25 protein-coding genes are annotated in these 23,270 nt (G+C 67.0%); 9 read left to right on the top strand and 16 right to left on the bottom strand.

Going from position 1 to position 23,270, the window contains the following annotated elements:
- Positions 1 to 16 precede the first annotated feature (16 nt).
- Positions 17 to 709 (top strand): TIGR00266 family protein, encoded by a 693-nt coding sequence (locus tag F5544_RS12245; protein ID WP_167473305.1) that lies wholly within the window; start codon positions 17 to 19, stop codon positions 707 to 709.
- 152 nt (positions 710 to 861) lie between these two features.
- Here F5544_RS12245 and F5544_RS12250 read toward each other — a convergent pair whose 3' ends face one another.
- The 7 genes from F5544_RS12250 to F5544_RS47495 all read right to left on the bottom strand — a co-directional run bounded on the left by F5544_RS12250 (position 862) and on the right by F5544_RS47495 (position 8,868).
- Positions 862 to 2,439, bottom strand: a complete 1,578-nt coding sequence (locus F5544_RS12250; protein ID WP_238847207.1) for an amidase — start codon at positions 2,437 to 2,439, stop codon at positions 862 to 864.
- A 281-nt stretch (positions 2,440 to 2,720) separates the two neighbouring features.
- The gene (locus tag F5544_RS12255; protein WP_275107055.1) at positions 2,721 to 3,611 is read right to left on the bottom strand and encodes a sirohydrochlorin chelatase; all 891 of its coding nucleotides are present in this window, start codon (positions 3,609 to 3,611) and stop codon (positions 2,721 to 2,723) included.
- Between the two features lie 184 nt (positions 3,612 to 3,795).
- Complete coding sequence (locus F5544_RS12260) at positions 3,796 to 5,091, bottom strand: sulfate adenylyltransferase subunit 1 (protein ID WP_167473307.1); 1,296 nt, start codon at positions 5,089 to 5,091, stop codon at positions 3,796 to 3,798.
- Positions 5,091 to 6,038 (bottom strand): sulfate adenylyltransferase subunit CysD, encoded by a 948-nt coding sequence (cysD, locus tag F5544_RS12265; RefSeq protein WP_174867322.1) that lies wholly within the window; start codon positions 6,036 to 6,038, stop codon positions 5,091 to 5,093. Before cysD ends, F5544_RS12260 begins: the two co-directional genes overlap by 1 nt.
- Positions 6,017 to 6,736, bottom strand: coding sequence for a phosphoadenylyl-sulfate reductase (locus F5544_RS12270; RefSeq protein ID WP_167473309.1), 720 nt, complete (start codon positions 6,734 to 6,736; stop codon positions 6,017 to 6,019). The genes cysD and F5544_RS12270 overlap by 22 nt, the downstream gene beginning before the upstream one ends.
- A gap of 105 nt (positions 6,737 to 6,841) precedes the next feature.
- Positions 6,842 to 8,641 carry a nitrite/sulfite reductase gene (locus F5544_RS12275; protein WP_167473310.1) on the bottom strand — a complete coding sequence of 600 codons (1,800 nt, stop codon included), beginning with the start codon at positions 8,639 to 8,641 and terminating at the stop codon, positions 6,842 to 6,844.
- A 134-nt stretch (positions 8,642 to 8,775) separates the two neighbouring features.
- A complete protein-coding gene (locus F5544_RS47495; RefSeq protein ID WP_428847136.1) occupies positions 8,776 to 8,868 on the bottom strand; it encodes an Ms4527A family Cys-rich leader peptide in 93 nt (30 codons plus the stop codon).
- A gap of 327 nt (positions 8,869 to 9,195) precedes the next feature.
- On the opposite strand from F5544_RS47495, the gene hemW reads away from it, so the two are divergent.
- The 3 genes from hemW (at position 9,196) to F5544_RS12290 (ending at position 11,545) form a co-directional block, all read left to right on the top strand.
- Positions 9,196 to 10,356 (top strand): radical SAM family heme chaperone HemW, encoded by a 1,161-nt coding sequence (gene hemW / locus F5544_RS12280; RefSeq protein ID WP_238847435.1) that lies wholly within the window; start codon positions 9,196 to 9,198, stop codon positions 10,354 to 10,356.
- Positions 10,357 to 10,495: 139 nt separating this feature from the next.
- Positions 10,496 to 10,768, top strand: coding sequence for a hypothetical protein (locus tag F5544_RS12285; RefSeq protein ID WP_167471226.1), 273 nt, complete (start codon positions 10,496 to 10,498; stop codon positions 10,766 to 10,768).
- 549 nt (positions 10,769 to 11,317) lie between these two features.
- A complete protein-coding gene (locus tag F5544_RS12290; protein ID WP_167473312.1) occupies positions 11,318 to 11,545 on the top strand; it encodes a hypothetical protein in 228 nt (75 codons plus the stop codon).
- Between the two features lie 52 nt (positions 11,546 to 11,597).
- Here the strand turns inward: F5544_RS12290 and F5544_RS12295 are convergent, their stop codons facing one another.
- A complete protein-coding gene (locus tag F5544_RS12295; RefSeq protein WP_167473313.1) occupies positions 11,598 to 11,762 on the bottom strand; it encodes a hypothetical protein in 165 nt (54 codons plus the stop codon).
- Between the two features lie 45 nt (positions 11,763 to 11,807).
- On the opposite strand from F5544_RS12295, the gene F5544_RS12300 reads away from it, so the two are divergent.
- Positions 11,808 to 13,427 (top strand): DUF885 domain-containing protein, encoded by a 1,620-nt coding sequence (locus tag F5544_RS12300; RefSeq protein ID WP_167473314.1) that lies wholly within the window; start codon positions 11,808 to 11,810, stop codon positions 13,425 to 13,427.
- Between the two features lie 58 nt (positions 13,428 to 13,485).
- Here the strand turns inward: F5544_RS12300 and F5544_RS12305 are convergent, their stop codons facing one another.
- From F5544_RS12305 to F5544_RS12315, 3 genes are all read right to left on the bottom strand, one after another.
- On the bottom strand, positions 13,486 to 14,076 hold the full coding sequence (locus F5544_RS12305) for a TetR/AcrR family transcriptional regulator (protein WP_238847208.1): 591 nt from the start codon (positions 14,074 to 14,076) through the stop codon (positions 13,486 to 13,488).
- A gap of 21 nt (positions 14,077 to 14,097) precedes the next feature.
- The gene (locus F5544_RS12310) at positions 14,098 to 15,201 is read right to left on the bottom strand and encodes an agmatine deiminase family protein (protein WP_167473315.1); all 1,104 of its coding nucleotides are present in this window, start codon (positions 15,199 to 15,201) and stop codon (positions 14,098 to 14,100) included.
- A gap of 175 nt (positions 15,202 to 15,376) precedes the next feature.
- Positions 15,377 to 16,174, bottom strand: a complete 798-nt coding sequence (locus tag F5544_RS12315) for a CPBP family intramembrane glutamic endopeptidase (protein WP_167473316.1) — start codon at positions 16,172 to 16,174, stop codon at positions 15,377 to 15,379.
- 138 nt (positions 16,175 to 16,312) lie between these two features.
- Between F5544_RS12315 and F5544_RS12320 the strand changes: the two genes are divergently transcribed.
- On the top strand, positions 16,313 to 16,657 hold the full coding sequence (locus F5544_RS12320) for an MmcQ/YjbR family DNA-binding protein (RefSeq protein ID WP_167473317.1): 345 nt from the start codon (positions 16,313 to 16,315) through the stop codon (positions 16,655 to 16,657).
- A 69-nt stretch (positions 16,658 to 16,726) separates the two neighbouring features.
- Here F5544_RS12320 and F5544_RS12325 read toward each other — a convergent pair whose 3' ends face one another.
- Positions 16,727 to 17,662 carry a GlxA family transcriptional regulator gene (locus tag F5544_RS12325; protein WP_167473318.1) on the bottom strand — a complete coding sequence of 312 codons (936 nt, stop codon included), beginning with the start codon at positions 17,660 to 17,662 and terminating at the stop codon, positions 16,727 to 16,729.
- A gap of 70 nt (positions 17,663 to 17,732) precedes the next feature.
- Between F5544_RS12325 and F5544_RS12330 the strand changes: the two genes are divergently transcribed.
- Positions 17,733 to 18,068, top strand: coding sequence for a cupin domain-containing protein (locus F5544_RS12330; RefSeq protein WP_167473319.1), 336 nt, complete (start codon positions 17,733 to 17,735; stop codon positions 18,066 to 18,068).
- 152 nt (positions 18,069 to 18,220) lie between these two features.
- Here F5544_RS12330 and F5544_RS12335 read toward each other — a convergent pair whose 3' ends face one another.
- Complete coding sequence (locus F5544_RS12335) at positions 18,221 to 19,123, bottom strand: hypothetical protein (RefSeq protein ID WP_167473320.1); 903 nt, start codon at positions 19,121 to 19,123, stop codon at positions 18,221 to 18,223.
- Positions 19,124 to 19,310: 187 nt separating this feature from the next.
- Here F5544_RS12335 and F5544_RS12340 point away from each other — a divergent pair, with 187 nt between their 5' ends.
- Positions 19,311 to 20,597, top strand: a complete 1,287-nt coding sequence (locus F5544_RS12340; protein ID WP_167473321.1) for a cytochrome P450 — start codon at positions 19,311 to 19,313, stop codon at positions 20,595 to 20,597.
- Here the strand turns inward: F5544_RS12340 and F5544_RS12345 are convergent.
- Complete coding sequence (locus F5544_RS12345; protein WP_167473322.1) at positions 20,594 to 21,199, bottom strand: class I SAM-dependent methyltransferase; 606 nt, start codon at positions 21,197 to 21,199, stop codon at positions 20,594 to 20,596. The two genes, F5544_RS12340 and F5544_RS12345, sit on opposite strands and share 4 nt — an antisense overlap.
- Before the next feature lie 111 nt (positions 21,200 to 21,310).
- Between F5544_RS12345 and F5544_RS12350 the strand changes: the two genes are divergently transcribed.
- The gene (locus F5544_RS12350; protein WP_167473323.1) at positions 21,311 to 21,643 is read left to right on the top strand and encodes an MmcQ/YjbR family DNA-binding protein; all 333 of its coding nucleotides are present in this window, start codon (positions 21,311 to 21,313) and stop codon (positions 21,641 to 21,643) included.
- A gap of 3 nt (positions 21,644 to 21,646) precedes the next feature.
- On the opposite strand, the gene F5544_RS12355 is transcribed toward F5544_RS12350, so the two are convergent.
- Positions 21,647 to 22,231, bottom strand: coding sequence for a hypothetical protein (locus F5544_RS12355; protein WP_167473324.1), 585 nt, complete (start codon positions 22,229 to 22,231; stop codon positions 21,647 to 21,649).
- Between the two features lie 218 nt (positions 22,232 to 22,449).
- Positions 22,450 to 23,124 carry an LppP/LprE family lipoprotein gene (locus F5544_RS12360; RefSeq protein WP_167473325.1) on the bottom strand — a complete coding sequence of 225 codons (675 nt, stop codon included), beginning with the start codon at positions 23,122 to 23,124 and terminating at the stop codon, positions 22,450 to 22,452.
- Positions 23,125 to 23,270: the final 146 nt, after the last annotated feature.

Below are 23,270 nucleotides of genomic sequence, written 5' to 3' on the forward strand. Positions count from 1 at the left end.
GGGAACGGGGACGAAGATGGACTCCAGGATCATCGGTGGCGTCATGCCGGTGCTCGAGATCACGCTGGACCCGGGCGACCGGCTCAATGCCGAGGCCGGACAGCTGTCCTGGATGACGGAGTCCATCCGGTTGCACACCTCCACCAAAGGGGCCAGCTCGAGTTTGTTCGGCGCGGTGCGGCGGGCGGCCAGCGGCGGCGGCCTGTTCATGACCGAATACACCGCGGCGAAAATGCCTGGGCGAGTGGCATTCGCGGCCAAATTGCCCGGCCATATCGTTCCGGTCGCCCTACAGCCGGGCGGGGAATATCTGGTGCACCGGCACGGATTTCTCTGCGCCACCGCCGATGTGCGCCTGGCGCTCAGCTTTCAGCGGCGGCTCGGCGCGGGCATCTTCGGCGGCGCCGGCTTCACCCTGCAAAAGCTGAGCGGCTCGGGCAACGCGTGGATCGAACTCTCGGGCGAGATAGTGCCCTACACCCTCGCCCCCGGCGAAACCCTGCGGGTACACCCCGGCCACATCGGAATGTTCGACGCCTCAGTAGATTTCGACATCACCATCATCCGCGGCGTCCGCAACATCCTCTTCGGCGGCGACGGCCTCTTCCTCGCCCAACTCACCGGCCCCGGCCGCGTCTGGCTGCAATCCATGACAATCAGCAACCTGGCCCACGCCCTCACCCCCTACCTGCCATCAGCGGGCGGGTAGTCGAGGGACACCCCTGCCCACGCACACCGAATTACGTACGCACACAAAGCTGAAAAGCGGTCCTCGCGTCCCGTCTGCGAGCCGAGCACCCCGTACAACGAATGCGCGGTTCGAAGACGAGGTGCGGCTGTACCCGGACGTGCTGGCTCCTGCTACCCGATCGTCGGGATGAATTCCGGCGCGCGTCGAGCGGGAGCGGCATTCTCGAATGCGGCGGCGAACGCCAGAACCCGGGCATCGGCCCACCGCTGGGTGAAGAACGACACTCCGATCGGTAGTGGTCCGGCGAACCCGGCTGGTATCGAGATATTCGGGTACCCGGCCGCCGCTGCCGGTGTGGCGGACTGGATCCCGATCGTGTCGCCGGTGGTGTAGTTGGTCTTCCATGCGGGGCTGTTGGTGGGGGCCATGATGGCGTCGAGGTGGAACTTCGCTAGGGTTTCGTCGATCGACCGGCGGGCCAGGTCGGTCGCGGTGGCCCGCTGCTGCCGGTAGGTCGGGTCGGTCGAATCCGGTGCCTGGGCGGCCATTTCGAAGATCTCCTGCCCGAACCTCGACAGCTCGATCGAGTCGTTGCGGTTGAACGTGATCAGCTCGTCGAGGGTGGCGGGATGTCCCGGCCGGTGCGTGAGGTAGGCGTTGAGGTCGTGCCGGAATTCGGTGAGCAGAGCCGGGAACTCGTTGGCACCGATCGTGTCCTGGTAGGGCAGGTCGACGTCGACGACGGTGGCGCCCTGCGCGGTGAGCGTCTGTACGGCGTCCTGCACCACCCGGTCCACGTCGATGTCCGCACCGGACATTCGCCAGACGCCGATCCGGCTGCCGCGCAAGGCATCTGGCCGCAGTAGCGCGGCGTAGTCCTGCGGCTGGTCCGCTGGGATCGCCGTGGTCGCGGGGTCCGCGGCGTCGGCCCCTTGCAGCATGGAGAGTGTGATGGCGGTGTCGACGACATGGCGGGCCATCGGGCCGGCGGTGTCCTGCTCGGCGGAGATCGGTACCACGCCGGTCCGGCTGACCAGGCCCAGCGTCGGCTTGTGCCCGACCACATCGTTGATCCCGGCGGGGCAGACTATCGATCCGTCGGTCTCGGTGCCGATTGCCACCTGAGCCAGCGTCGCCGCGACGGCGGCGCCCGAACCCGACGAGGAGCCGCATGGATTCCGGTCGAGCACGTAGGGGTTGTTGGTTTGGCCGCCGACCCCTGACCATCCGGAGGTCGACTTCGTGGATCGGAAGTTGGCCCATTCGGAGAGGTTGGTCTTGCCCAGGATCACCGCTCCGCCGCGTTCGAGTCGTTCGGCCAGCGGTGCGGTAGCGGCGGGCCGGGATGGCGGCAGCGCGCGCGAGCCTGCCGTGGCGGGCTGGACCTGGGTGTCGATGTTGTCCTTGAGCAGCACGGGAATTCCGTCGAGCGGACTGTTCACCCGGCCCGCCAAGTGGCGCGCGTCGGAGGCGGCGGCCTCGGCGAGGGCGAGCGGGTTGCGGGAGATGACGGAGTGGATCTTGCCGTCCACGGCGTCGATTCGGTGCAGGTAGGCCAGGGTGAGCTGCACCGAGGTGAGCTGCCCGTGGTCCATCCGCTGCTGCAGGTCGGGAATGGTGGCCGTGTTCAGATCGAAGCCCAGGACTGCGGGGTCTTGGGGCGCGCCGACGTCGACGGAGACGGGGAGCGGCGTCGCGACGGCAGCGGCGAACGCGATGAGCACGGCCGAGATGCGCACGGGGAACATGCATCCCATACCACTCGTGGGAACGGGAACCGGTCAACCCTGCTGCGAACGACCGCCGACCCCTAGGCCATTTTCCGCTACTCTGCCTGTGGATCGCTCGAATACGGCACATCGAACCCGTCGCTGACTCGGCGATAAGTTACCGGTGGGCCCGCGACAGTTGATGACGTGGGCCCACCAGTAAACCACCACCGAAGCGCGACCGGACTCTCAATTCACGTGTGGCCCGCATGGTCATTGCCGATCCCGTTGACGCGCAACGCCAATCAGGAACGTTGGGCTCAGGCTGTGCGGGCGAGGATGGTGGGGATGGCCGCCGCATAGCGGTCGAGGACGATCTCGGTTAGGGCGGGGTGGGGGCCGATTGCGTTGGCGTGGGGGATGTTCGGGGCGGCCGAGAGTAGGCGGTCGGTGAGTAGGCCGGGGGCCAGGAACCAAGGGGCGACCAGGAGGTGGGTGGCGCCTCGGGTGGTTAGGCGGGAAATGGCTTGGGGGAGTGATGGTTCGGTGGTCGCGAAGCAGATATCGGTGTGCCAGCCGGTGATCGCGGCGAGTCTGCGGGCGACGGCGGCGGTCCGGGCATTCGCGGCGGCCGATGACGAGCCGACGGCGGCGACCGCCACGCCGATGCTCCCGGCGCTGTGCCCCGCTGCGAGCAGTTCGAGTTCAGTGGGCATCGGCTGGGCTGCCGATAAGAGAGGCCTGGCATCGGTTTCGCGCGGGCCGACGGAGTCGACTGGCGTGCCGGTCTCGGGCCCATACGAATGTTGTTGCGCGGCAATGATATCCACTACCCGGTCGCGCAGCGCACGCACCAGCCGCGGATCGGGACCCAGGACATCGGCCTGCGTCAGCCGCAGCAGCGGATGCCTGGAGCGGGCGGCGTCGAGTATCCCGGGGAGATCCACTCGCGCGTGGAATGCGCTGCCCAACAGCAGCGGTACCACCACCGCACGCGTATGTCCTTGCGCAGCAACCGCATCGATAACCTGGTCGACCGAGGGCGCGTTCAGGTCGAGGAAAGCGAGGCGCACATCGATACCCGGCCGTGCCGCCGCGATATCGGCGACCACCGCCGCCATGGTTGCCGCCGACCGCGGATCCCGGCTGCCGTGTGCGACGGCGATCAGCGCGGGAACATCCCCTGCCGTCGCCGCCTCGGTCGTGTCGATGGATGCCGCCGCATCGGGCCGTGATGTGATGGGCTTCGTCACGGCGGCGACCGGTGCCAGGGTGTTCCTCGGAGTCACGAGCCCAGGGCGCTGAGCCGTGCCGAGGCGCGGCGCCGTATCGAAGCGCGATGGTACTGCGCCGAAGGCGCCGGAAGCAGCGGGAAACATTGGCGCCCAGTCCATCTCAGGCCCCGGTGCCGACCTCGACGGCGGTCAGCACGTCGCCGACCAGTCCGGCGGCGAGGGTGTTGCCGCCGGAGGGATCGATGAGGAGGAAGCTGCCGGTATGGCGGTTGACCCGGTAGTCGTCGGCGGCGATCGGTTCGGCGAGGCGGATCGAGATGCGGCCGATATCGTTGAGCGCCAGGGTTTCCGGGGCGGGTTCGGCGGTGAGGCGCTGTTCGTCGAAGCGCTCCAGCAGCGCGCCGACGATGGCCTGGGTGGTGCGGGTGCCGTGCTTGAGCAGCAGGCGAGCGCCGGGGCGCAGCGGTTTGTCGCCGAGCCAGCAGACGGTGGCGTCGAAGCTGTCGATCGGTTCCGGTGCGTCGGCGGGGGAGGCGAGGATATCGCCGCGGGAGATGTCGACGTCGTCGGTCAGCAGCAGGGTGACGCTGCGGCCGGTCTGCGCGACGGCCAGCTCACCGTCGGGAGTGTCGACGCGGGCGACGGTGGTGCGAATACCCGAGGGAAGCACCACGATCTCGTCACCGGGCGAGACCGAACCGGCGGCGATCTGTCCGGCGTAACCGCGGTAGTCCGGGTATTCGGCGGTGCGCGGCCGGATGACGTACTGCACGGGGAAGCGGAAGCCGAGCGCATGTTTGCCCGCCGAATCCGCGTCCACCGGAACGGATTCCAGGTGTTCGATGAGCGAGGGCCCGTCGTAGTACGGGGTATTCGCGGAGCGCGACGCGATATTGTCGCCGTGCAGCGCGGACACCGGAATCTCCAGCACATCCTCGCGCGCCCAGCCGAGTGTGCTTGTCAGCGTGGCGAATTCGGCGGAGATATCGGCGAACACCTGGGCCGCGTCGTCCACCAGGTCGATCTTGTTCACCGCGAGCACCAGTTTCGGCACCCCGAGCAGCGCCAGCACCGCCGCATGCCTGCGCGTCTGCTCGACGACGCCCTTGCGCGCGTCGACCAGCAGGATCACCAGTTGCGCGGTGGACGCGCCGGACACCGTGTTGCGGGTGTACTGCACATGCCCCGGTGTGTCGGCGAGCACGAAAGACCGCTTGGGCGTAGCGAAGTAGCGGTAGGCGACATCGATGGTGATGCCCTGCTCGCGTTCGGCGCGCAACCCGTCGACGAGCAGTGAAAGATCCGGGGTGGCGAGACCCTTGTCCACCGACGCGCGGGTGACGGCGTCGATCTGGTCGGCCAGTACGGATTTCGTGTCGTAGAGCAGCCGCCCGACCAGGGTGGACTTACCGTCGTCGACTGAACCGGCGGTAGCCAGCCGCAATAGGTCGGCCATCAGAAATATCCTTCTCTCTTACGATCTTCCATCGCGGCCTCGGAAACCCGGTCGTCACCGCGGGTTGCGCCGCGTTCGGTGAGCCGGGACGCCGCCACCTCGGCGAGGATGTCCTCATTCGTCGCCGCCTCGGAAAGTATTGCGCCGGTGGATGATCCGTCACCGACGGTGCGGTAGCGCACCGAACGGACCTCCAACGTCTCGTCCTCGCGCGGGCCACCCCATACGCCTGGCGTCATCCACATGCCGTCGCGCTGGAACACCGGACGCTGATGGGCGTAGTAGATGCTGGCGAGATCCACGTTCTCCCTGGCGATGTAGCGCCAGATGTCGAGCTCGGTCCAGTTGCTGAGCGGGAAGACCCGCACATGCTCACCCGGCGCGTGCCGCCCGTTGTACAGGTTCCACAGCTCGGGCCGCTGCCGCTTCGGATCCCACTGCCCGAATGCGTTGCGTAGCGAGAAGATTCGCTCCTTGGCCCGGGACCGCTCCTCGTCGCGGCGCCCGCCGCCGAAGACGGCGTCGAAGCGGTGCTCACCGATCGCGTCCAGCAGCGGGACGGTCTGCAACGGGTTGCGGATGCCGTCGGGGCGCTCGGTGAGCCGCCCGTCGGCGAGGTAGTCCTCGACGCGGGCGACATGCAGGCGCAGCCCGTACTTTTCGACGATCCTGTCCCGGAATTCGAGCACCTCCGGCAGGTTGTGCCCGGTGTCGACGTGCAGCAGCGCGAACGGCAGCGGCGCGGGCCAGAACGCCTTCAACGCCAGATGCAGCAGCACCGTCGAGTCCTTGCCACCGGAGAAGAGGATCACCGGCCGCTCGAATTCGCCTGCCACCTCACGGAATACGTGGATGGATTCGGATTCGAGCGCGGCGAGCGTGTCGAATTCGCTGATTCCGAGTGAACGTGCGCTGATGGTTTCGGTCATGATTGATGCAACCCGCATTCGGTCTTGGCGAGGCCGGCCCAGCGGCCGCTTCGCGGATCGGATCCCGGCTCCGGCTTCCGGGTGCACGGAGCGCAGCCGATGGACGGATATCCCTCCTCCACCAGAGGATTGACGAGGATGCCGTGCTGTTCGATGTAGGACTGCATCTCGTCGTCGGACCAGGCGGCGATCGGGTTGATCTTCACCAGTCCGAAGGCCTCGTCGAACGAGATCAGCGGTGCGTTGGCCCGGGTCGGCGCCTCGACGCGGCGGATACCGGTGACCCACGCGTTGTACCCGGACAGCGACCGCCGCAGCGGCACCACCTTGCGCAGGCGGCAGCATTCGTTCGGGTCGCGCGCGAACAGATCCTTGCCCAGCAACCGATCCTGTTCGGCCACAGTGTGTTCCGGTCGGACGTTGACCACGTTCACCCCGTAGACGGCCTCGACCGCGTCGCGGGTGCCGATGGTTTCGGCGAAGTGGTAGCCGGTGTCGAGGAACAGCACGTCCACTCCGGCGCGGACCTGCGCCGCGAGCTGCACGAGCACACCGTCCTGCATATTCGATGCGACGATATAGCCGGTGCCGAAGGTGCGGTCGGTCCATTCGAGCAGTTCGGTGGCGGTGGCGTCGGGGCCCAGTTCGGCCGCACCGCGCTCGGCGATTGCTCGCAGTTCGCTCTCGTCCAGTTTCGCCAGCGTTGCTTCAGTCATCGGCCTGCTCCTTACCGTGGAGATCCGCTCGTAACTCCAGCACAAACCCGTGAGCTGAGGGTTCGCTGTGAGATCGCGATGGGATCTCCGAGAACGTCGTCGTCATCACCGCAGATCCGCCTCGTCAGCGCGGACTGCCCATTGCGCGAACCGTTCGCCCTCGTCGCGGTTCTTGATGAAGTTGCGCACCAGCCGCTCGATGTAGTCGCCGAGTTCGGCGCTGGTCACCTTGTGCTGGCGCAACTTCCGGCCGAACGCGCTGTCGAAGCCGAGGCTGCCTCCGAGATGAACCTGGAAACCCTCCACCTGATTCCCGTTGCCGTCGTCCACCAGCTGACCCTTGAAGCCGATATCGGCGATCTGGGCGCGGGCGCACGAATTCGGGCAACCGTTGATATTGATGGTGATCGGCACGTCGAGTTGCGCGTTGATATCGGCCAGCCGCTCCTCCAGTTCGGGGGCGAGCGCCTGCGACCGCTTGCGGGTCTCGACGAACGAAAGCTTGCAGAACTCGATACCGCTGCACGCCACCAGATTTCGCCGCCAGATCGATGGACGCGCCTGTAGCCCGAGCGGTTCCAGCTCGGCGATGAGCTCGTCGACCTTGTCGTCGGCGACGTCGAGCACGATCAACTTCTGGTACGGCGTGAACCGAATGCGGTCGGAGCCAACCTTTTCCACCGCGTCGGCGACCTTCTGCAGGATGGTGCCGGAGACGCGCCCGGCGATGGGGGAGAAGCCGACGGCGTTGAGCCCGTTCCTGAGCTTCTGCACGCCGACATGATCGATCGGCCGGGTGGGCTGTTCCGGCGCGGGCCCGTCGATCAGCTTCCGCTTCAGGTACTCGTCCTCCAGCACCTGGCGGAATTTCTCGATGCCCCAATCCTTTACGAGGAACTTGAGCCGAGCCTTGGTGCGCAGGCGGCGGTATCCGTAGTCGCGGTAGAGCGCGACGACCGCTTCCCAGACGTCCGGCACCTCGTCGAGCGGCACCCAGGCGCCCACCCGCTGGGCGAGCATCGGATTGGTCGACAGGCCGCCGCCGACCCAAAGATCAAGCCCCGGACCGTGTTCCGGATGATTCACGCCGACGAATGCCACGTCGTTGATCTCGTGCACCACATCCTGCTGGCCGGAGATCGCGGTCTTGAACTTGCGCGGCAGGTTGGAGTATTCCTTCTTGCCGATGTAGCGGCGCACGATCTCGTCGATCGCGGGCGTCGGATCCAGCACCTCGCCGAGGGATTCACCGGCCAGCGGCGACCCGAGCACGACGCGTGGGCAATCGCCGCACGCCTCGGTGGTTTTCAGCCCGACGTTCTCGATCCGCCGCCAGATCTCCGGTACGTTCTCGATCTCGATCCAGTGGTACTGGATGTTCTCGCGATCGCTGAGATCGGCTGTGTCGCGGGCGAATTCGGTGGAGATCTGGCCCAGGACGCGCAGCTGTCCGACATCGAGCGCGCCGCCGTCGCAGCGGATGCGCATCATGAAGTACTTCGCCTCGAGCAGATCGATGTTCTCGTCGCCGGTCCAGCTGCCGTCGTAGCCCTGCTCGCGCTGGGTGTAGAGGCCCCACCAGCGGAAGCGGCCGCGCAGGTCGCCCTTGTCGATCGAGTCGAAGCCGTTCTTGGCGTAGATGTTCTCGATGCGGGACCGGACGTTGAGCGGGTTGTCGTCCTTCTTGGACTGCTCGTTCGGGTTGAGCGGTTCCCGGTAGCCGAGGGCCCACTGGCCTTCGGCTTTACGGCGGACCGGCTTTCCGGTGCGTTCCCGGGGCGCGGTGCCCGCGGCGGGCTGGGGACGGTCCGGCCGGACGCGGCGCTCGGACGCGGGACGTTCCGGTTTCGTTCGCTGTCCCTGGGTTGGCTGATCGATGGGACCGGCGTCGGTGCTCGACGTCATGGGGTCGCTCCTGCTGGGTTGTGATACGTCCGTGCTGAGGGCGCGGCGGGCTGAGCCGCGCCTACGGTGTCAGCGGACCGATGATGCGTCGATATCGAAGAATTGCCGGGTGAACCCGGAGACGGCGCGCTGAACTACCGCGAGGAACCGGGCAGACAACAGGCGCTGCAAACGCGCTTGTAATCGACGTGGCGACGTGCCACCAGTCGTACCTCCGAAGCGCGCATGAGCCTTATTGTGCCACGTCAGCCGCGCGGTTCCGACGGCGGTCCGATATTTTCCGGATTTTTGAGGGAAATGCCCTGGACCGTAAGGGGCCGCTGTGACGGTAGTCATAGCAGCCGGTCCCGTCGCGGGGCGATACGCGGCCCGATTCGGGCGATGTGAACCGGGATACGCATCATTTACGGATCATCGGCACTCCGACCGCACCGGCATCGAGTTGTAGATCACGGCAGGTGTTCCGGCCCGCGGTCGGGTCGGGCACGGGCGGCGGTCAAACTGGAACGGTGAATTCCGCAGTTCGCCAGGAGGCCGAGTCGACGACACCCGTACTGCACGATTTCGGGGGTGGGGCGTTCGGTGTGTACGTGCACGTGCCGTTCTGCGCGACGCGCTGCGGATACTGCGACTTCAACACCTACACCGCGGGCGAACTCGGCACCTCGGCCTCGCCGCGGTCGTGGTTGGAGGCGCTGAAAGGGGAGTTGGCGGCCGCGGCGGCGCGATTCGGCGCGCTACCGACGCCGACACCGCCGGTGGCGACGGTCTTCGTCGGCGGCGGCACACCATCGCTGCTGGGCGGCGACGGCCTGGCCGAGGTGCTCGACGCGGTCCGCGCCAACTTCACCCTGGCGCCGGACGCGGAGGTGACCACCGAGTCGAATCCGGAGTCGACCGGGCCGGAATTCTTCGATCGACTGCGTGTCGCGGGATTCACCAGGATTTCGCTGGGTATGCAATCGGCCGCCGCGCACGTGCTGCGGGTGCTGGATCGCACACATACGCCGGGCCGGGCGGTCGAGGCCGCGATGGAGGCGCGCGCGGCCGGATTCGAACACGTCAACCTCGATCTGATCTACGGGACGCCGGGCGAGCGCGACGCGGACCTGGACGCCAGCCTCGATGCCGTGCTCGGCGCGGGCGTCGATCACGTCTCCGCCTATTCGCTCATCGTCGAGGACGGCACGGCGCTGGCCCGGCGGGTGCGCCGCGGCGAACTCCCGGCGCCGGACGACGATGTGCTGGCTGCCCGCTACGAACGCATCGACGCCCGCCTCACCGCGGCCGGATTCGCCTGGTACGAGGTGTCCAATTGGGCCGCGGGCGATTCCGCCCGCTGTCGGCACAATCTGGGTTACTGGGACGGCGGCGACTGGCTCGGCGCCGGGCCGGGTGCGCACAGCCACCTCGGCGGCGTGCGCTGGTGGAACGTGAAACACCCTGCGCGCTATGCGGATCGGGTCGCCGAGGGCGGATTGCCCGCCGCGGGGTGGGAGGCGCTCACCCCCGACGAGCGGCACACCGAACGCGTGATGCTCGCGGTGCGCCTGCGCACCGGCCTACCGCTGCCCGAGCTCGATTCCGCCGAGGCCGCGGCGGCGGAACGCGTTATAGCCGACGGTCTCGCCGTCCGGAACGGCGACCGTCTCGTCCTGACCGATCGCGGTCGGCTGCTGGCCGACAATGTGGTGCGGCAATTGCTCGTACCGTAGGGCGCGGTTTTGATCGTGTTTGCCCGATTGCTGAAAAGGTGCTGGTGACGCCGCTTGCTGACGGACGGAATTGTTCGTCGAGTTCCTGCTGCGGCACGCGGGCGGGGGCGATAGGCTGCGGGCAACCCGAAGGAGTCCCATGTCTCTCGACAGCCATCGTCGTCCTCCAGAGAGCCGGGATATCGGCAGTTCGGATATCAGCGTCTTACCCGCCGATATCGCCCCGCTTCACGAACCGGGTGAGTTCGCCGAGGCGCGGGCGGCCGAAAGAGCCGAATCCGCCAGGCAAAGCGCGATTGCCGCGCGCACCGTCGCAAGTCATGCCCATAATGCCGCGGACTGTATGTCGCTATTGGCGATGCTCGGTCTGGACGCCATGGCGGGCAAGCTCGCCGGCGGCGAGCGCATCTGAACTATCGAACCACCGCCGCGCACGATGCGATGCCGGGTCGTGCGGGTATTTACTGTTGCGTGTCAACAATTTTCGCCATGCGTGTTGCTATGTGAAGAAGTGATGTGTCACCGGCTGGGGTAACCCCTATGCGATTGTTCGGGACATATTGAGCAAAACCTCCCCAATCGTCGCAAAAGCAACGAAAAACGCTGTGCTGCTTCCGAATGCGGCGCGACGGAACTATTCTGAAGCACCATAAGCGGTACGCGATATCAGGTACCGCGAGCGGGGAAGCTCTCAGCGGCAAGGAGGTTCAAGGATGAACCTGATTCGCGCCGGGTGCGGCGCATTTGCGGCGGTCGCCGCTCGCTGAAAAACGTGGCCGGATCGAGTCGAACCCCTTGCGATTCGATCCGGCCGCTTTCAGCGTCGACCCGACGCCCGGCGCGCCGATATCGAGGGTGCGCTCGGTGCCTTACCGTCCGGTGCAGGGCGTGATCATCGCCACGCGGGGACAGAGGAATTGGGGGAGCCACTTCGTCCGGTCGGCAGGGCAAGATTTGAAATATGACAGTTCAAAGGTTCATGGCGAGTGGATTACTGTGTGCTGCCTCACTTTTGGCCGTAGCGCCGCTGGCCAACGCGGAGACCGGATCTTCTTCGATCAGCTCGCAGATCAATGTCGGCTGTCTGCTGCAATCGCTCTCGGGTGGTCCGAGGACCGCGGATTGCGGCGGCGCGCACATCCCCGTGAGCGACACCGCCCCCAATTTCACTGAACTCGCCGTCCACTGACCTACCGTTACCGGGGCCGCCTGATCCGGATGGCGGCCACCGGTGCGCAATCCTATTCGGGCGCCGGATCTTCCCGGCGCGGGCTCGGTGGGGACAAGCGGATCACGCCCGCGTCCAGATCGAGTTCGACGCGCGGACGGTGCTGCTCGCCGTTGCTGTCCTCGCCGCTCTCGTCGGTGAGCTTCTTGCCGGGAAACAGTTCGCCTATGACACCCACATATTCACGATAACCAGGCATCGGGGTCCGGGGTAGCGTGGCCGCATGTCGGGAACTTTCGTAGAACGTGCCGGGCGGATCGTCGACGCGGTACTGCAATCCGATCCGCACGCCGCCTATTTCGCCGGTGATCATCGAGTGGACGATCAGCTGCCGGACTGGTCCCTCGCGGCCGTGCGGGACCAGACGGCCATGCTGCGGGAGGCATCGCACGCGCTGGCCGAGGTGGACGAACTGGAGCTCACACCCGAGGACAGGGTGGACCACGCCATGCTGCAGCACGAGGTGGACGGCAGGCTGTTCCTGCTCGAAGACGTGCGCGAGCACGAGTGGAATCCGTTGGTGCACAACCCCGGTCCGCTGCTGTACGGCCTGCTGGCCCGGCCGTTCGCGCCGGCCGATGAGCGGCTGGACAAGCTCGCCGCCCGGTTGGATCTGGTGCCGGACGCGCTCGCCACCGCCCGGGTCGCGCTCGACGGCGACTGTCCGCGCGTCCATGTCGAGACCGCGATCGCCCAGTTCGGCGGGGTGGCCGCGCTGATTCGCGACGAGGTCCCCGCGCTGGCCGCGCAGGTCCCCGGCGCGAACGTGACGAAGGTGTCCGACGCGGCGATCGCCGCGATCACCGAATTCGTCGCCTGGCTGACCAATCGGCGCGACGGCACCACCACTCGCACGGCGCGGCTCGGGCGGCGGCAGTGGGATGCCAAGCTGTGGCACACCCTGGACACCGACCTGTCCGCGGCCGACCTGCTGGACCGCGCCGAGCGGCAGCTGGAGCAGACCATCGACGAAATCCGTTCCGTCGCGGGCGAATTGCTCGGCGTCGCACATCCGGATGACGACACCGTGCGCACCGCGCTCGACCGTGCCGCCGCCGAACACCCGGACGACGATACGGTCGTGGCGCGCGCCGTCGCCGCCCTTGCCGACGCGAAAGACTTTGTCGTGAAACATGATCTGGTGACGCCGGTGCACGATTCGCTGGTGGTGCAGCCGATGCCGGAATTCGCCAGGGGTGTCGCGGTGGCCTACTGCGATCCGGTCGGTCCGCTCGAAACATCCGATATACCAACATTTTTCGCCATCTCACCGACTCCGGCGGACTGGCCGGCGGAGCGGGTCGCATCGTTCTATCGCGAATACAACGACCACATGCTGCGCAATCTGACCGTGCACGAGGCCATGCCCGGCCACTATCTGCAACTGGCCCATGCCCGGCGGTTCCGCGGTTCCACCCCGGCGCGGGCGCTGTGCTGGAGCGGCACCTTCGTCGAGGGCTGGGCGGTGTACACCGAAGAGCTCATGGCGCGGTACGGATTCGGCGGTCTGCGGGTGCGTCTGCAGCAGTTGAAGATGCGGCTGCGGATGACCATCAACGCCATCCTGGACCAGCGGGTGCACTGCGAGGGCATGACCGAGGCCGAGGCGATGGACCTGATGCTGCGCCGCGGCTTCCAGGAGGAGGGCGAGGCGGCGGGCAAGTGGCGGCGGACGCTGCTCAGCTCCACTCAGCTGTCGACGTATTTCGTTGGCTATACCGAGGTTTCGGCGATCGCGGCGGCGCGGCCCGCGGGCACCACCGAACGGGCGTGGCACGATGCGATGCTGGCGCACGGTTCGCCCGCGCCGAGGCATCTGCGGACCCTGCTCGGAATCGATTGACGCTGATGGTCCGGTAGCCGCACGGGATTGGGCTATTCGATATGAAAGGTTAAGCGGCTCAGGCGCGTTCACCGAATTCGAGTGCGATCGCCCGGGTGAGAACCGCCCGGGCGCGGTCGAGCGTCGTCGAGCCGCTGTGCCAGCGTTCGCTGAGCCCCTCCACCAGCGCGGTGAGATGTTCGGCGACGGCGGCCGGATCGATATCCGCGGCTACGCTGCCTGACGATTGTGCTTGGCGCACCAGGGTTTCCACATCGTCGTTCCATCGGCGCGTTGTGCTTTCGAGCTGTTCGCGCAGGTCCGGCTGGAAGACCGCGGTTGCCCGCAATTCGCCCCAGGCGACGCTGTTTTCGCGCACGTCGGCATCGTCCTGCAGTTCGAGCAGCAGCATCTGCTCGAGCCGGTCGCGCGGGTCGCCCGTACCGGCCGTGGTGTAGCGCTCGGCGCGCTGGTTGATGTGGCCGAGCGCCGCTCGCAGGATGCCCGCGCGATCCTTGAAGTGGTAGTAGATCAGCGCGGTGGACACCCCGGCCGCGGCGGCCAGTTTCTCGATGCGCAGCCCGCGCACGCCGTCCTGGGCGATGACGCGGACCGCGGCCTCCAGGATCTGCGTCTGCCGGTCCTGCGTTTGGGTTGGTGTCTCTCGCACGGCACTCCACTCTATGGTCGGTCAGGCGGGTTCCTGCTGGGTGGTGCAGTGGATGCCGCCGCCGCCCGCCGCGATGCCGTCGATATTGATCTGTACCACCTCCCGGCCGGGGAACAGGCGCTCCAGCGTCGCCTTGGTCGCCGGATCGGTGTCCGGATCGCCGAATTCGGGGGCGATCACCGCGCCGTCGCACACGTAGAAGTTGATATATCCGGCGGCGAAATCCTTGTGGGCGAAGGCTTCTCGCACGGTCGACGGACCGGGCAGCACCTCGACCCGCAGTGGCCGCCCCCGTGCGTCGGTGGCCGTGCGCAGGATGTCGAGGTGGCGGCGGGTGATGTCGTAGTCGAATGAATCCGGATTATTTTCGAGTCCGGCGACCACGACGCCGGGTTCGGTGAAGCGGGCGTAGAAGTCGGTGTGTCCATCGGTGATGTCCTCACCCGCGATGCCGGGCAGCCAGATCACCTTCTCGATGCCGAGCAGCCTGCGGAGTTCGGCCTCGACGTCGGGTTTCTTCCAGCCCGGGTTGCGGTTGTCGTTGAGCACACAGCTCTCGGTGATGAGCGCGGTGCCCGCACCGTCGACCTCCAGACCGCCGCCCTCCAAAACCAGGTCGGTGTGGCGCACCTGCGCGCCCGCGCGGTCGGCGATGAATCCGGCGAGCTTCGCGTCGCGGCCGTGCTGCTGCTTATTGCCCCAACCGTTGAAGTTGAAATCCACTGCGGCCCTGGCGGATCCGTCGCGCACGAAGACCGGGCCGGTATCGCGCAGCCACAGGTCGTCGAGTTCGGCGGCGACGAGTTCGATATTCGCCGCGCCGATCATGTTGCGCGCCATATCCATTTCCGCGGGCCGCACCAGCAGCGACACCGGTTCGAACCAGGCGATGGTCTGCGCGACAGTGATCAGATCGCGGCGCACCCGCGGCAGCAGCTTCGCACCCCAGATCCGTTCGCCGGCGCCGAACGCCATCCAGGTGCGCTTGTGCGGCTGCCCCTCGTCGGGCATCAACCATGGCCGCCCGTCGTCCTTGCCGCTCGCGGGCGCGCCGGTGCCGCACGACGCCAGCAGCAAACCGCTCAGCGCGGTCGTGCAGGTCCCGATGAATCGACGCCTACGCATCGCGATACTTCCTTGTCCTGTATGGATTCGCTCATCTATGTGATCGCCCGCGGCAAAGGGTTCGGTGCGATGACCAACTTTCGGCGATCACCTGGCAATCGATGAGGGTAGTGCTGACTAAAAATTTAGTCAAGGCTGATGACACGGCCGCCCACGACGCGGCCCCCCGGGCGCTTCAGTGGGGTAGTTGTGCCGAATCTCTCCGGTTCGTACGCTGTCTCGCGATCACCGCCACCGCTACCGCCGTGGTCAGGATGCCGGTGGTGATCATGGTGATCGGCTTGTCCAGGTCAGGGGTGTACGCCTCGGTGACGTTCAACATGGCATGCAGCAGGATCGCCGCACTCACTCCGTGCCCGGTTTTGTTGTGCAGCCAGACGATGAGCACACGGGCGGCGACGGTGCCGAGGAACCAGCCCGCGATCCACTGGGCCGGATGCCCGGCTTGCAGCAGCGGAATCAGATGCCACAGCGCCCAATACGTGCCGAGCCCGATTCCGGTGGCGGCCGGACCGAAGCGCCGCTGCAGCGGATCGGTCGCATACGCGGTCCAGCCGAGTTCTTCGCAGGTGGCCGCCAGCAGATACATCACGAGTACCGCGGGCGCCGCCGTCGGCGACAGCGGCAGCGCCGCACCCACCTGCCCGGACCACCGCAGTGGCAGATACGACAGCACGGCGATCGCCGGAATCAGCAGTGTGGCAACCACATACCAGCGCGGCCGGGCCGCGGGCCGATCGACGGCGCGGCGCAACAGTCCGGCGGTGGCGGCGCGACCGCCGTGGCGCCAGGTGAGTGCCGCCGCGACCGCGACGGGCAGCACGAACATGACGGCGCTGCTCGGCAGTCGCATCGCGCCTATCGACAATCCGCCGGTGACCGCTCCGAGGACGAAGAACGGAATCGACAGTGCCGCGAGCAGACTCAGGAACAGTACCGGGCGGGCTCGCGAATCACGACGCTCACGATACAAAGATCGCCACGCGATCGTCGTCGGGTTTTCGGGCGGTGGAGCGGGTACTGAACCTGCACAACAAGATTGGTACGGCCGGAGTGGATCGTGGATTGCCGCGGCCGGATGGTGTCGGTGCGGGATGGCATCATCCGCGGTGTGTTCACGGTCGATGACGTTCGCCGGGTGGCGAAGATCCTGCCCCGCTCGTATGAGGTGATCGTGCACGACCGGATCAAGTTCCGGGTCGGCCAGATCGTCTATCTCGCGTTCTCCCGGGACGAGACCGTGCTCGGTTTCGCCTTCCCGAAGTCGGAGCGCGCCGCGCTGGTGGCCGCCGAGCCGGACAAATTCCAGCTGCCGCGGCCGTCGGATCTGCGCTACAACTGGGTCGAATGTTCGATGGCCGCGCTGGACGAGGCGGAGATGCGCGAGCTGGTGATAGACGCGTGGCGGATGGTTGTGCCGAAATTTCTACACGACCATCCGAGCACGCATATTTGATGCCATCGCGGTGTGGGTCGAAAACTGCACGGCCCTGGTCTATTTCGTACTCGGCCGGGTGCGGGGAGATCACGGTACCCGGAATGCCCGACGGTAAGCCCCGGGGGTCGTCCCAACCTGGGCGCGGAATCGCCGACGCAGGTTGACCGCCGAGGCGAGCCCGACCCGCGCCGCGATCGCCTCGACCGGTAGGTCCGTCTCCTCCAGGAGCGTGCGCGCCTCGGCGATCCGGCGCGACAGCAGCCACGCGCCGGGGGCGGTACCGAGTTGGTCGGCGAAGCGCCGGGCCAGCGTGCGTGGCGAGACGTTGAGGTGTGCGGCCATATCGCACACCGACAACGGCGTTCCCAGGCGCGCGCCCGCCCATTCGAGCAGGCCGTCCAGCGCCTCCGCGGGCGGTGCGGGCGGCGCGTACTGCGCCTGGCCGCCGTCGCGGTGCGGTGGCATCACCATGTGCCGCGCGACGAGCGCGGCATGTGCGGCGCCGTGATCGCGCCGGACGAGATGCAGGCACAAGTCGATACCCGCGCCCGCCCCGGCGCTGGTGGCGACGTCGCCGTGATCGATGTAGAGCCGGTCCGGTTCCACCAGCACCTCGGGGAACTCCCGCCGCAGCTGTTCGGCGCGCGCCCAGTGCGTGGTGGCCGAGCGGCCGTCCAGTAATCCCGTGCGCGCCAGTGCGAACACTCCGGTGCAGATGGTCACCAGTCGCGCACCGCGCGCGTGCGCCCGCAGCAGTGCCCGGCGCACGGTGGCGGGAAGTGGCGCTTCAACCGGTGTCCAGCCTGGGATGAGCACGGTATCCGCGGTGTCGAGCGCCGAAAGACCGCGGGCGACGGCGATGGAGTATCCGGCCGATGTCGGCACCGGCCCCGGCTTCTCGGCGCACACCTCGAATTCGTAGTGCTGGGCGATACCCGGCCGCACCATCCCGAAAACCTCTGTGGCACAGCCGAGCTCGAAGGTCGACTGGACCGGGCGGACCAGGGCCACCACACGATGCATGGCAAGAAAGTACCCCATGGTGTCTTTGTCGACACTTTCCGCCACGGCTCGCCTGCGGCACGGTTGGGGCATGCATCCTGAGATCTTGGCCCAAGAGGGCTACACCTCCATCTCCCTCGACGAGGCGCCCGTCCGCGAACTCTTCCCTGGAATCCGGACCCGTCGCCTGTGGAAAGGTCCGAACGGCGCGCACGCCAACGTGCTGGAGATGGATCCCGGCACGTCCTGGCCGCGCCGCGACGTGCACGAGCCGGGTCCGGAGGAGGTCTTCGTGGTCTCGGGCATCTTCAACGACGGTGCGCGCGACTACCCGGCGGGCACATTCCTGCACGCTCCGGCCGGGTCATGGCACGTGCCCACCTCCGCCACCGGGTGCACGTTGTTCGTCTTCTACCCGGAGGGTTAGGCATCGCATTCGCTCCGGCCATGCGCGGGTCTGCGGACGACTTCGTCGGCAGCACCTGTTAGGCGTGCCTCCGCATTCGCTCCGGCGATGTGCGGGTCTGGGGACGGCTTCGTCGGCAGCGCGCTGCATTCGCTCCGGCAGTGCGCGGGTGTTCAGGCCGGAATGCCCGCGATGCCGGTCAGCGGTTGTCCGGGGAACTGGGTGACGACGTATTCCGTTGCGCTGCTTGACGAATCGATTGGTATCGCACGCACGGTCCCCGCGAGATCGGTGACGTAGGCGAGGTCGGTGTCGACCGCGACGCCGATGGCCTCGCCGAAGCCGCGGGCCAGAATCTCCGGCTGGTCGCCGCGTTCGCCCTTGCGGGGGATCGGTGCGCGGTTGAGGGTGTTCCCGAACGGTTCTGCTCCGCGGTCGGTCCAGTAGATCGTTCCGGCCGGGTCGAGGTGCAGATCGATGGGTTCGGGCAGTGCGTCCCAGAGGATTTCGATATCCGAGCGGGTCGCGGCGGTTTCCCCGGCCGGGATCTCCAGTCCGGCGCGCAGGATCCGGCCGCGCCCGCCGTCGGTGGGACCCTTCTGCGTCCAGTAGAGCTGCCCGTTGACGGAATCTATTGCGATACCGACACATTCGGACATGCGGTGGTCGGTGTGCGGGTTGACGACGAGGTCGGTGCGGCCCGAGCCGTCGGTATTCACCCGGCTCACCTTGCAGCCCTCGCGATCCGACCAGTAGAGGCGCTGCGTCGCGAAATCGGCGGTGAGCTGTTTCCCGGTGGTGAGCCCGCCGTCCGGTACCACCTGACGGTAATCGGATCCGTCGAGCCGGGCCGACCGCACCGAACCGTCCCGACGGGTGAAATCGCGGTCGTTGCCCGGTACTCGCCGCGGCGTTCCCATGGTGGTCCAATAGATCCGGTCGGCGCTCGGATCGTAGACGACGCCGTCCGGATGCGGGCCGGTATCGGCGACGACCGTGTGAACGGTGTTGTCCGCCAGGTCGATTCGTTCGATGGTGTGCGCATTGATGCGGAGCACCAGCAGCGCTCGGAACATTCCGGCCTCCTTCCATGCGGCAATACCACCCTAGGACGCGCCCGAGCCCCCGCGATATTCGGCCGCCGACAGCGGTTTTCGCGATTGCACCGGTCGACAGCGAAGGGCAGCATGGCGGGGGAGCACAACCTACCGGCATCACATCTGCCGTCCGGGCCGTCGCTCGGACGGGATCTGGAGGAATGTCATGACGAGTGCCGCCGCACGGATTCCCGGCCCGGACACCGACGGTTTCGCCGATATCGCCGAAGTGGGTGGCCTGCACAACTATCAGCTGAAGCTGCACGCCGAATACGGTCCGGTGGCGCGTTTTCGGCTGCCCGGCGCGGATACCGCGGTCTCGGTCGCCGATCCGGTGCTGCTCGAGGCCGCGGCGAAGATCGACAAGCGGCCGGAGAAACTGTTCGAATTCCTTGCGCCGCTACAAGAATCGGATAACTTGCAGACGATCGACGCCGCCCGGCACACGCCGTGGCGGCGGGCGCTGCTCTCGGTGCTGGCCGGACGTCCCTCACACGAGGCGCATTTCGGCGAATTCGTCGCACTGGCCGGTGACCTGGCCGACCGATGGGCGGCCGCCGACGGACCGATCCCCTTGCAACACGACCTGAGCGCGTTGTCACTGCGGCTGATCTGCGCGTATGCGTTGGGCAGCGATTCGGCCGAACCGGACCGGATCGTGGCGGCGTTCCACGATGTGTTGAGCGAATACCTGACCCGGCTGTATCAGCCGGACGCTCCGTCGAATCCGGAATGGGCACAGGCCGCGCTGGCCTATCTGCGCCACTGCGTGGACGAGGTGCTCGCGGCGAACCGCGGCGGCAGCGAGCTCATCGCCGCCCTGGCCGCGGCGGGTCAGCCGCCCGCGCGGATCCGCGACTCGGTGCTGATGACGATGCTTGCGGCACACCACACCACCGGTGTCGCGGTGTCCTGGACCCTCTATCTGCTGGCGCGACATCCGGATATCACCGAGCGGGTGGTCGCCGAACTCGCCGAAGTGCTCGGCGCCCGCCCCGCCCCCGACTACGCCGACCTGAAGCGGCTGACCTACCTCGGCATGGTGCTGAAGGAGTCGATGCGGCTATATCCCCCAGGGCCTTACGGCGCCCGCGAGACCACCGAAGAACTCCGGCTCGGCGAATATCTGCTTCCGGCGGGCACAACGATCTTCTGCCCGATCTGGGCCATCCACCTGAACCCCGAATATTGGCCCGCGCCGGAGGTTTTCGATCCGGAGCGGTTCACCCCGGCGCGCAGCGCCGAACGCCCGCGCCTGGCCTACCTCCCGTTCGGCTTCGGTCCGCGCAGCTGCGAGGGTGCGGCGCTGGCCCAGCTGGAGGCCGAGCTGATGCTCGCGATCCTGTTGCGGCGCTTCCACTTCGAGATCGTCGCCGATCATCCGGTGGTGCCGATCGAACGATTCGTGCTGTGGGCCGCCGACGATATCCTCATGCGCGTCACACCGCGCTAGGTCGACGGTTTCGTCCACACAATCGAGTACCGCGGCAGGAGGTGCTGCCGGAATCGCGCGCCCGGCAACACTCGCTCGGTGAGCTTGCGCATCGTCCGGTAAGTGTCGGGCGGCGGCCACACGATCGGTGACGGATGCCGCCACTGCTTTTTGGGCACCACATGCCAGGCGTACGCGAGCACCGCCGCGGGCACGCGGGGCAGGTCGGCGGGAAATTCGTTGCGGGCGAAGCCGATCACCGCCGCCGTTCCGCCCGGCCGCAGCAACTCCTTGATCCGGTTCAGCCCGCGCTCGGGATCCATGTGGTGCAGTGTCGCCACCGAGACGATGCCGTCGAACGATTCCGGTTCGAACGGGTGGGTCAGGAAATCCGCTCGCAGGTAATCGATTTCACCACCGGGTGACTGCGCCTTCGCCAGCTCGATACTCGCCGCGTCGAGATCGATTCCGGTCACCGCATCGGCTTCGCATCGCAGTCGTCGCGCCAGCATCCCTTCCCCGCAACCGATATCGAGCACATCGGCCGCGCCGGATACCGCCCGCACCACCAAATCGTGGAAGTGGATGTTGATATTCCACCGTTGCGCGTCGGGAACCTCCATGAGCCGATCTTGGCACGGCCGCCTGCCCGCGCTGGCCATAGGGCATATCGTGCAGTAACCCACATAGGACCGGCATAGTCCACCCGCGCCGTACCCTGGCAGGATACGTGCATGAGTTTCACCGGCGACGATGTCCGCGCCTACGCTTTGTCGTTGCCCGAGGCAGCGGAGGAGTTCGCCTGGGGTATGCCGATCTTCCGGGTGACGAGGAAACTGTTCCTGACCCTGCCAGAGGCCGAGTCATCGATGGCGGTGCGCTGCCCCATCGTCGACCGCGACGAACTGGTACTAGCGGAACCGGACAAATTCTGGATCGCCGCGCACGAGTCGAACAACGCCTGGGTCCGGGTCCGGCTGGCGGCGCTCGACGACCGCGACGAACTGGAGGCCATAGTCCTCGACTCCTGGCGGCAGGCCGCACCCCGCCATCTACTCGACGGATGAACGTCAGCCCGGCAGCTCGGTATCCGGGTGCAGCACCGCGACATTGTCGGCCGACGGAGCAAGCACGCCGCCGGCCGACTCGCCCAATATCACCTCGAGTTTCCGGTCCGGCCACTGGAAAGTGATACGCGGACACCGGAATCCGGGCGGATACGGCTCGTAATGCAGTCGGATATCGGTGAACGGCACGCCGAGCGGCCAAATCTCGCCGCCGCGCCAGATAGTGATATCGGCATCCGCCCGAACACCGCTGCCCAGCATGGGAGTCCGGCGTAGCCCGATACCCTCGCGGTCGCCCGGCGGATCCCAGGTGAGCGAGTAGATCAGCCCGGAATCGGTCTCGAGCTCGAACCCGTAGTCGAGGCTGTCGAAACCGTCGCAGCGCCACGGCGGTTCCGGGTCGTCTCCGAAAATCGGCCCCGCGCCGACCGATTCGGGGCTGCGCTCCCAGCGGTCGTCACACAGGTAGTACCGCACGGTCGTGAGCCGGGCACCGATCAGCGGCTCGATGTGGCGGCGGCGCTCCGCCACATCGTCCAGGGTGCGGGCCCACGACCACTGCCTGGGTTCCGGCCGCGAAGTGTCCACCGGAACTTCCTACCCGGCGTTGTCCGAATTATCGTGGTGTGGCCGGTTTTACGGTGTGGCGAAACCGATGAGCGCGCCGACGCCCGCGTTGTACTGCTTGCGCGCGAGCGTGTCGGAGGCCTCGTCGATGGCCTGCGCGGTCTGGGCCGCAGCGGATCGCGCTGCCGATGGCGACCGCCTTTCACACGCAGCCGAGAGACGGCGGGCCCCCGCCGTGGTCAGCGCTTCGGATTCGCGACCTGGTCCGGGATCGCCGGATCCGGTGTCACGGTCCGGCCGTCGGCGCCGAGGTTGAAGCTGATGACGGCCGGTCCACCGGATGGACAGCAGTTCGCGTCATTGCCCTGGAGCCACCGGTATTGCACCTGCACACTGCGTTCGGTCGAACCGACCACCTTCGTATACGACGTCGCCTTCGCCGTGGCGGTGCCGAGATATCCGTCGTGGTTGAAGAACAGCACGTGCCATGGTGAGCTCGCGGTCCCGTGCGGTGTCCCGACGAGCACCCAGAGCAGCTGCGGGCACGATCCGATGGGTGCGTCGAGCGCACTGTCCACGTAATACGAATCGCCGCCCACCGACGGACCGAGCGACTTGACCGCCCTGCCCACCACGGCGGAATTCACGTCGACGCAGCGGCCTTTGCCGCTGGTGGCCGGTGCGCCGCTGTTCGCGGGCTGGCCACCCGACTGGGGTTGGTCGGTGTTACCCGTCTGTGGCTGATCGGTATTGCCCGGTTGCGTCGCCGCCGTGCCGGGTGCCTGCGTGCCGTGCGCGGTCGTTTGCCCGGGGTTGCTCGTTGTGGTCGCCGACGTACTCGAATCGCTCTGGCATCCCCCGACCGCTGCGGTCACCGCGATGGCGGCGATGAACGCACCGATGATCTTCTTCACTTGACCTCCCTTTCGAACTGTCATCTGACAAATCGGTAATGGGACATTTCGGTTACAACCCCAGTTCTGGGGGTTGCGGCGAAACACGCTGGCGGACAATGGATGCTTCGTTGTCACAAAACGGGAAGGTTCCCCGTTCAACCTCC

Source organism: Nocardia arthritidis (assembly GCF_011801145.1).
Taxonomy (GTDB): domain Bacteria; phylum Actinomycetota; class Actinomycetes; order Mycobacteriales; family Mycobacteriaceae; genus Nocardia; species Nocardia arthritidis_A.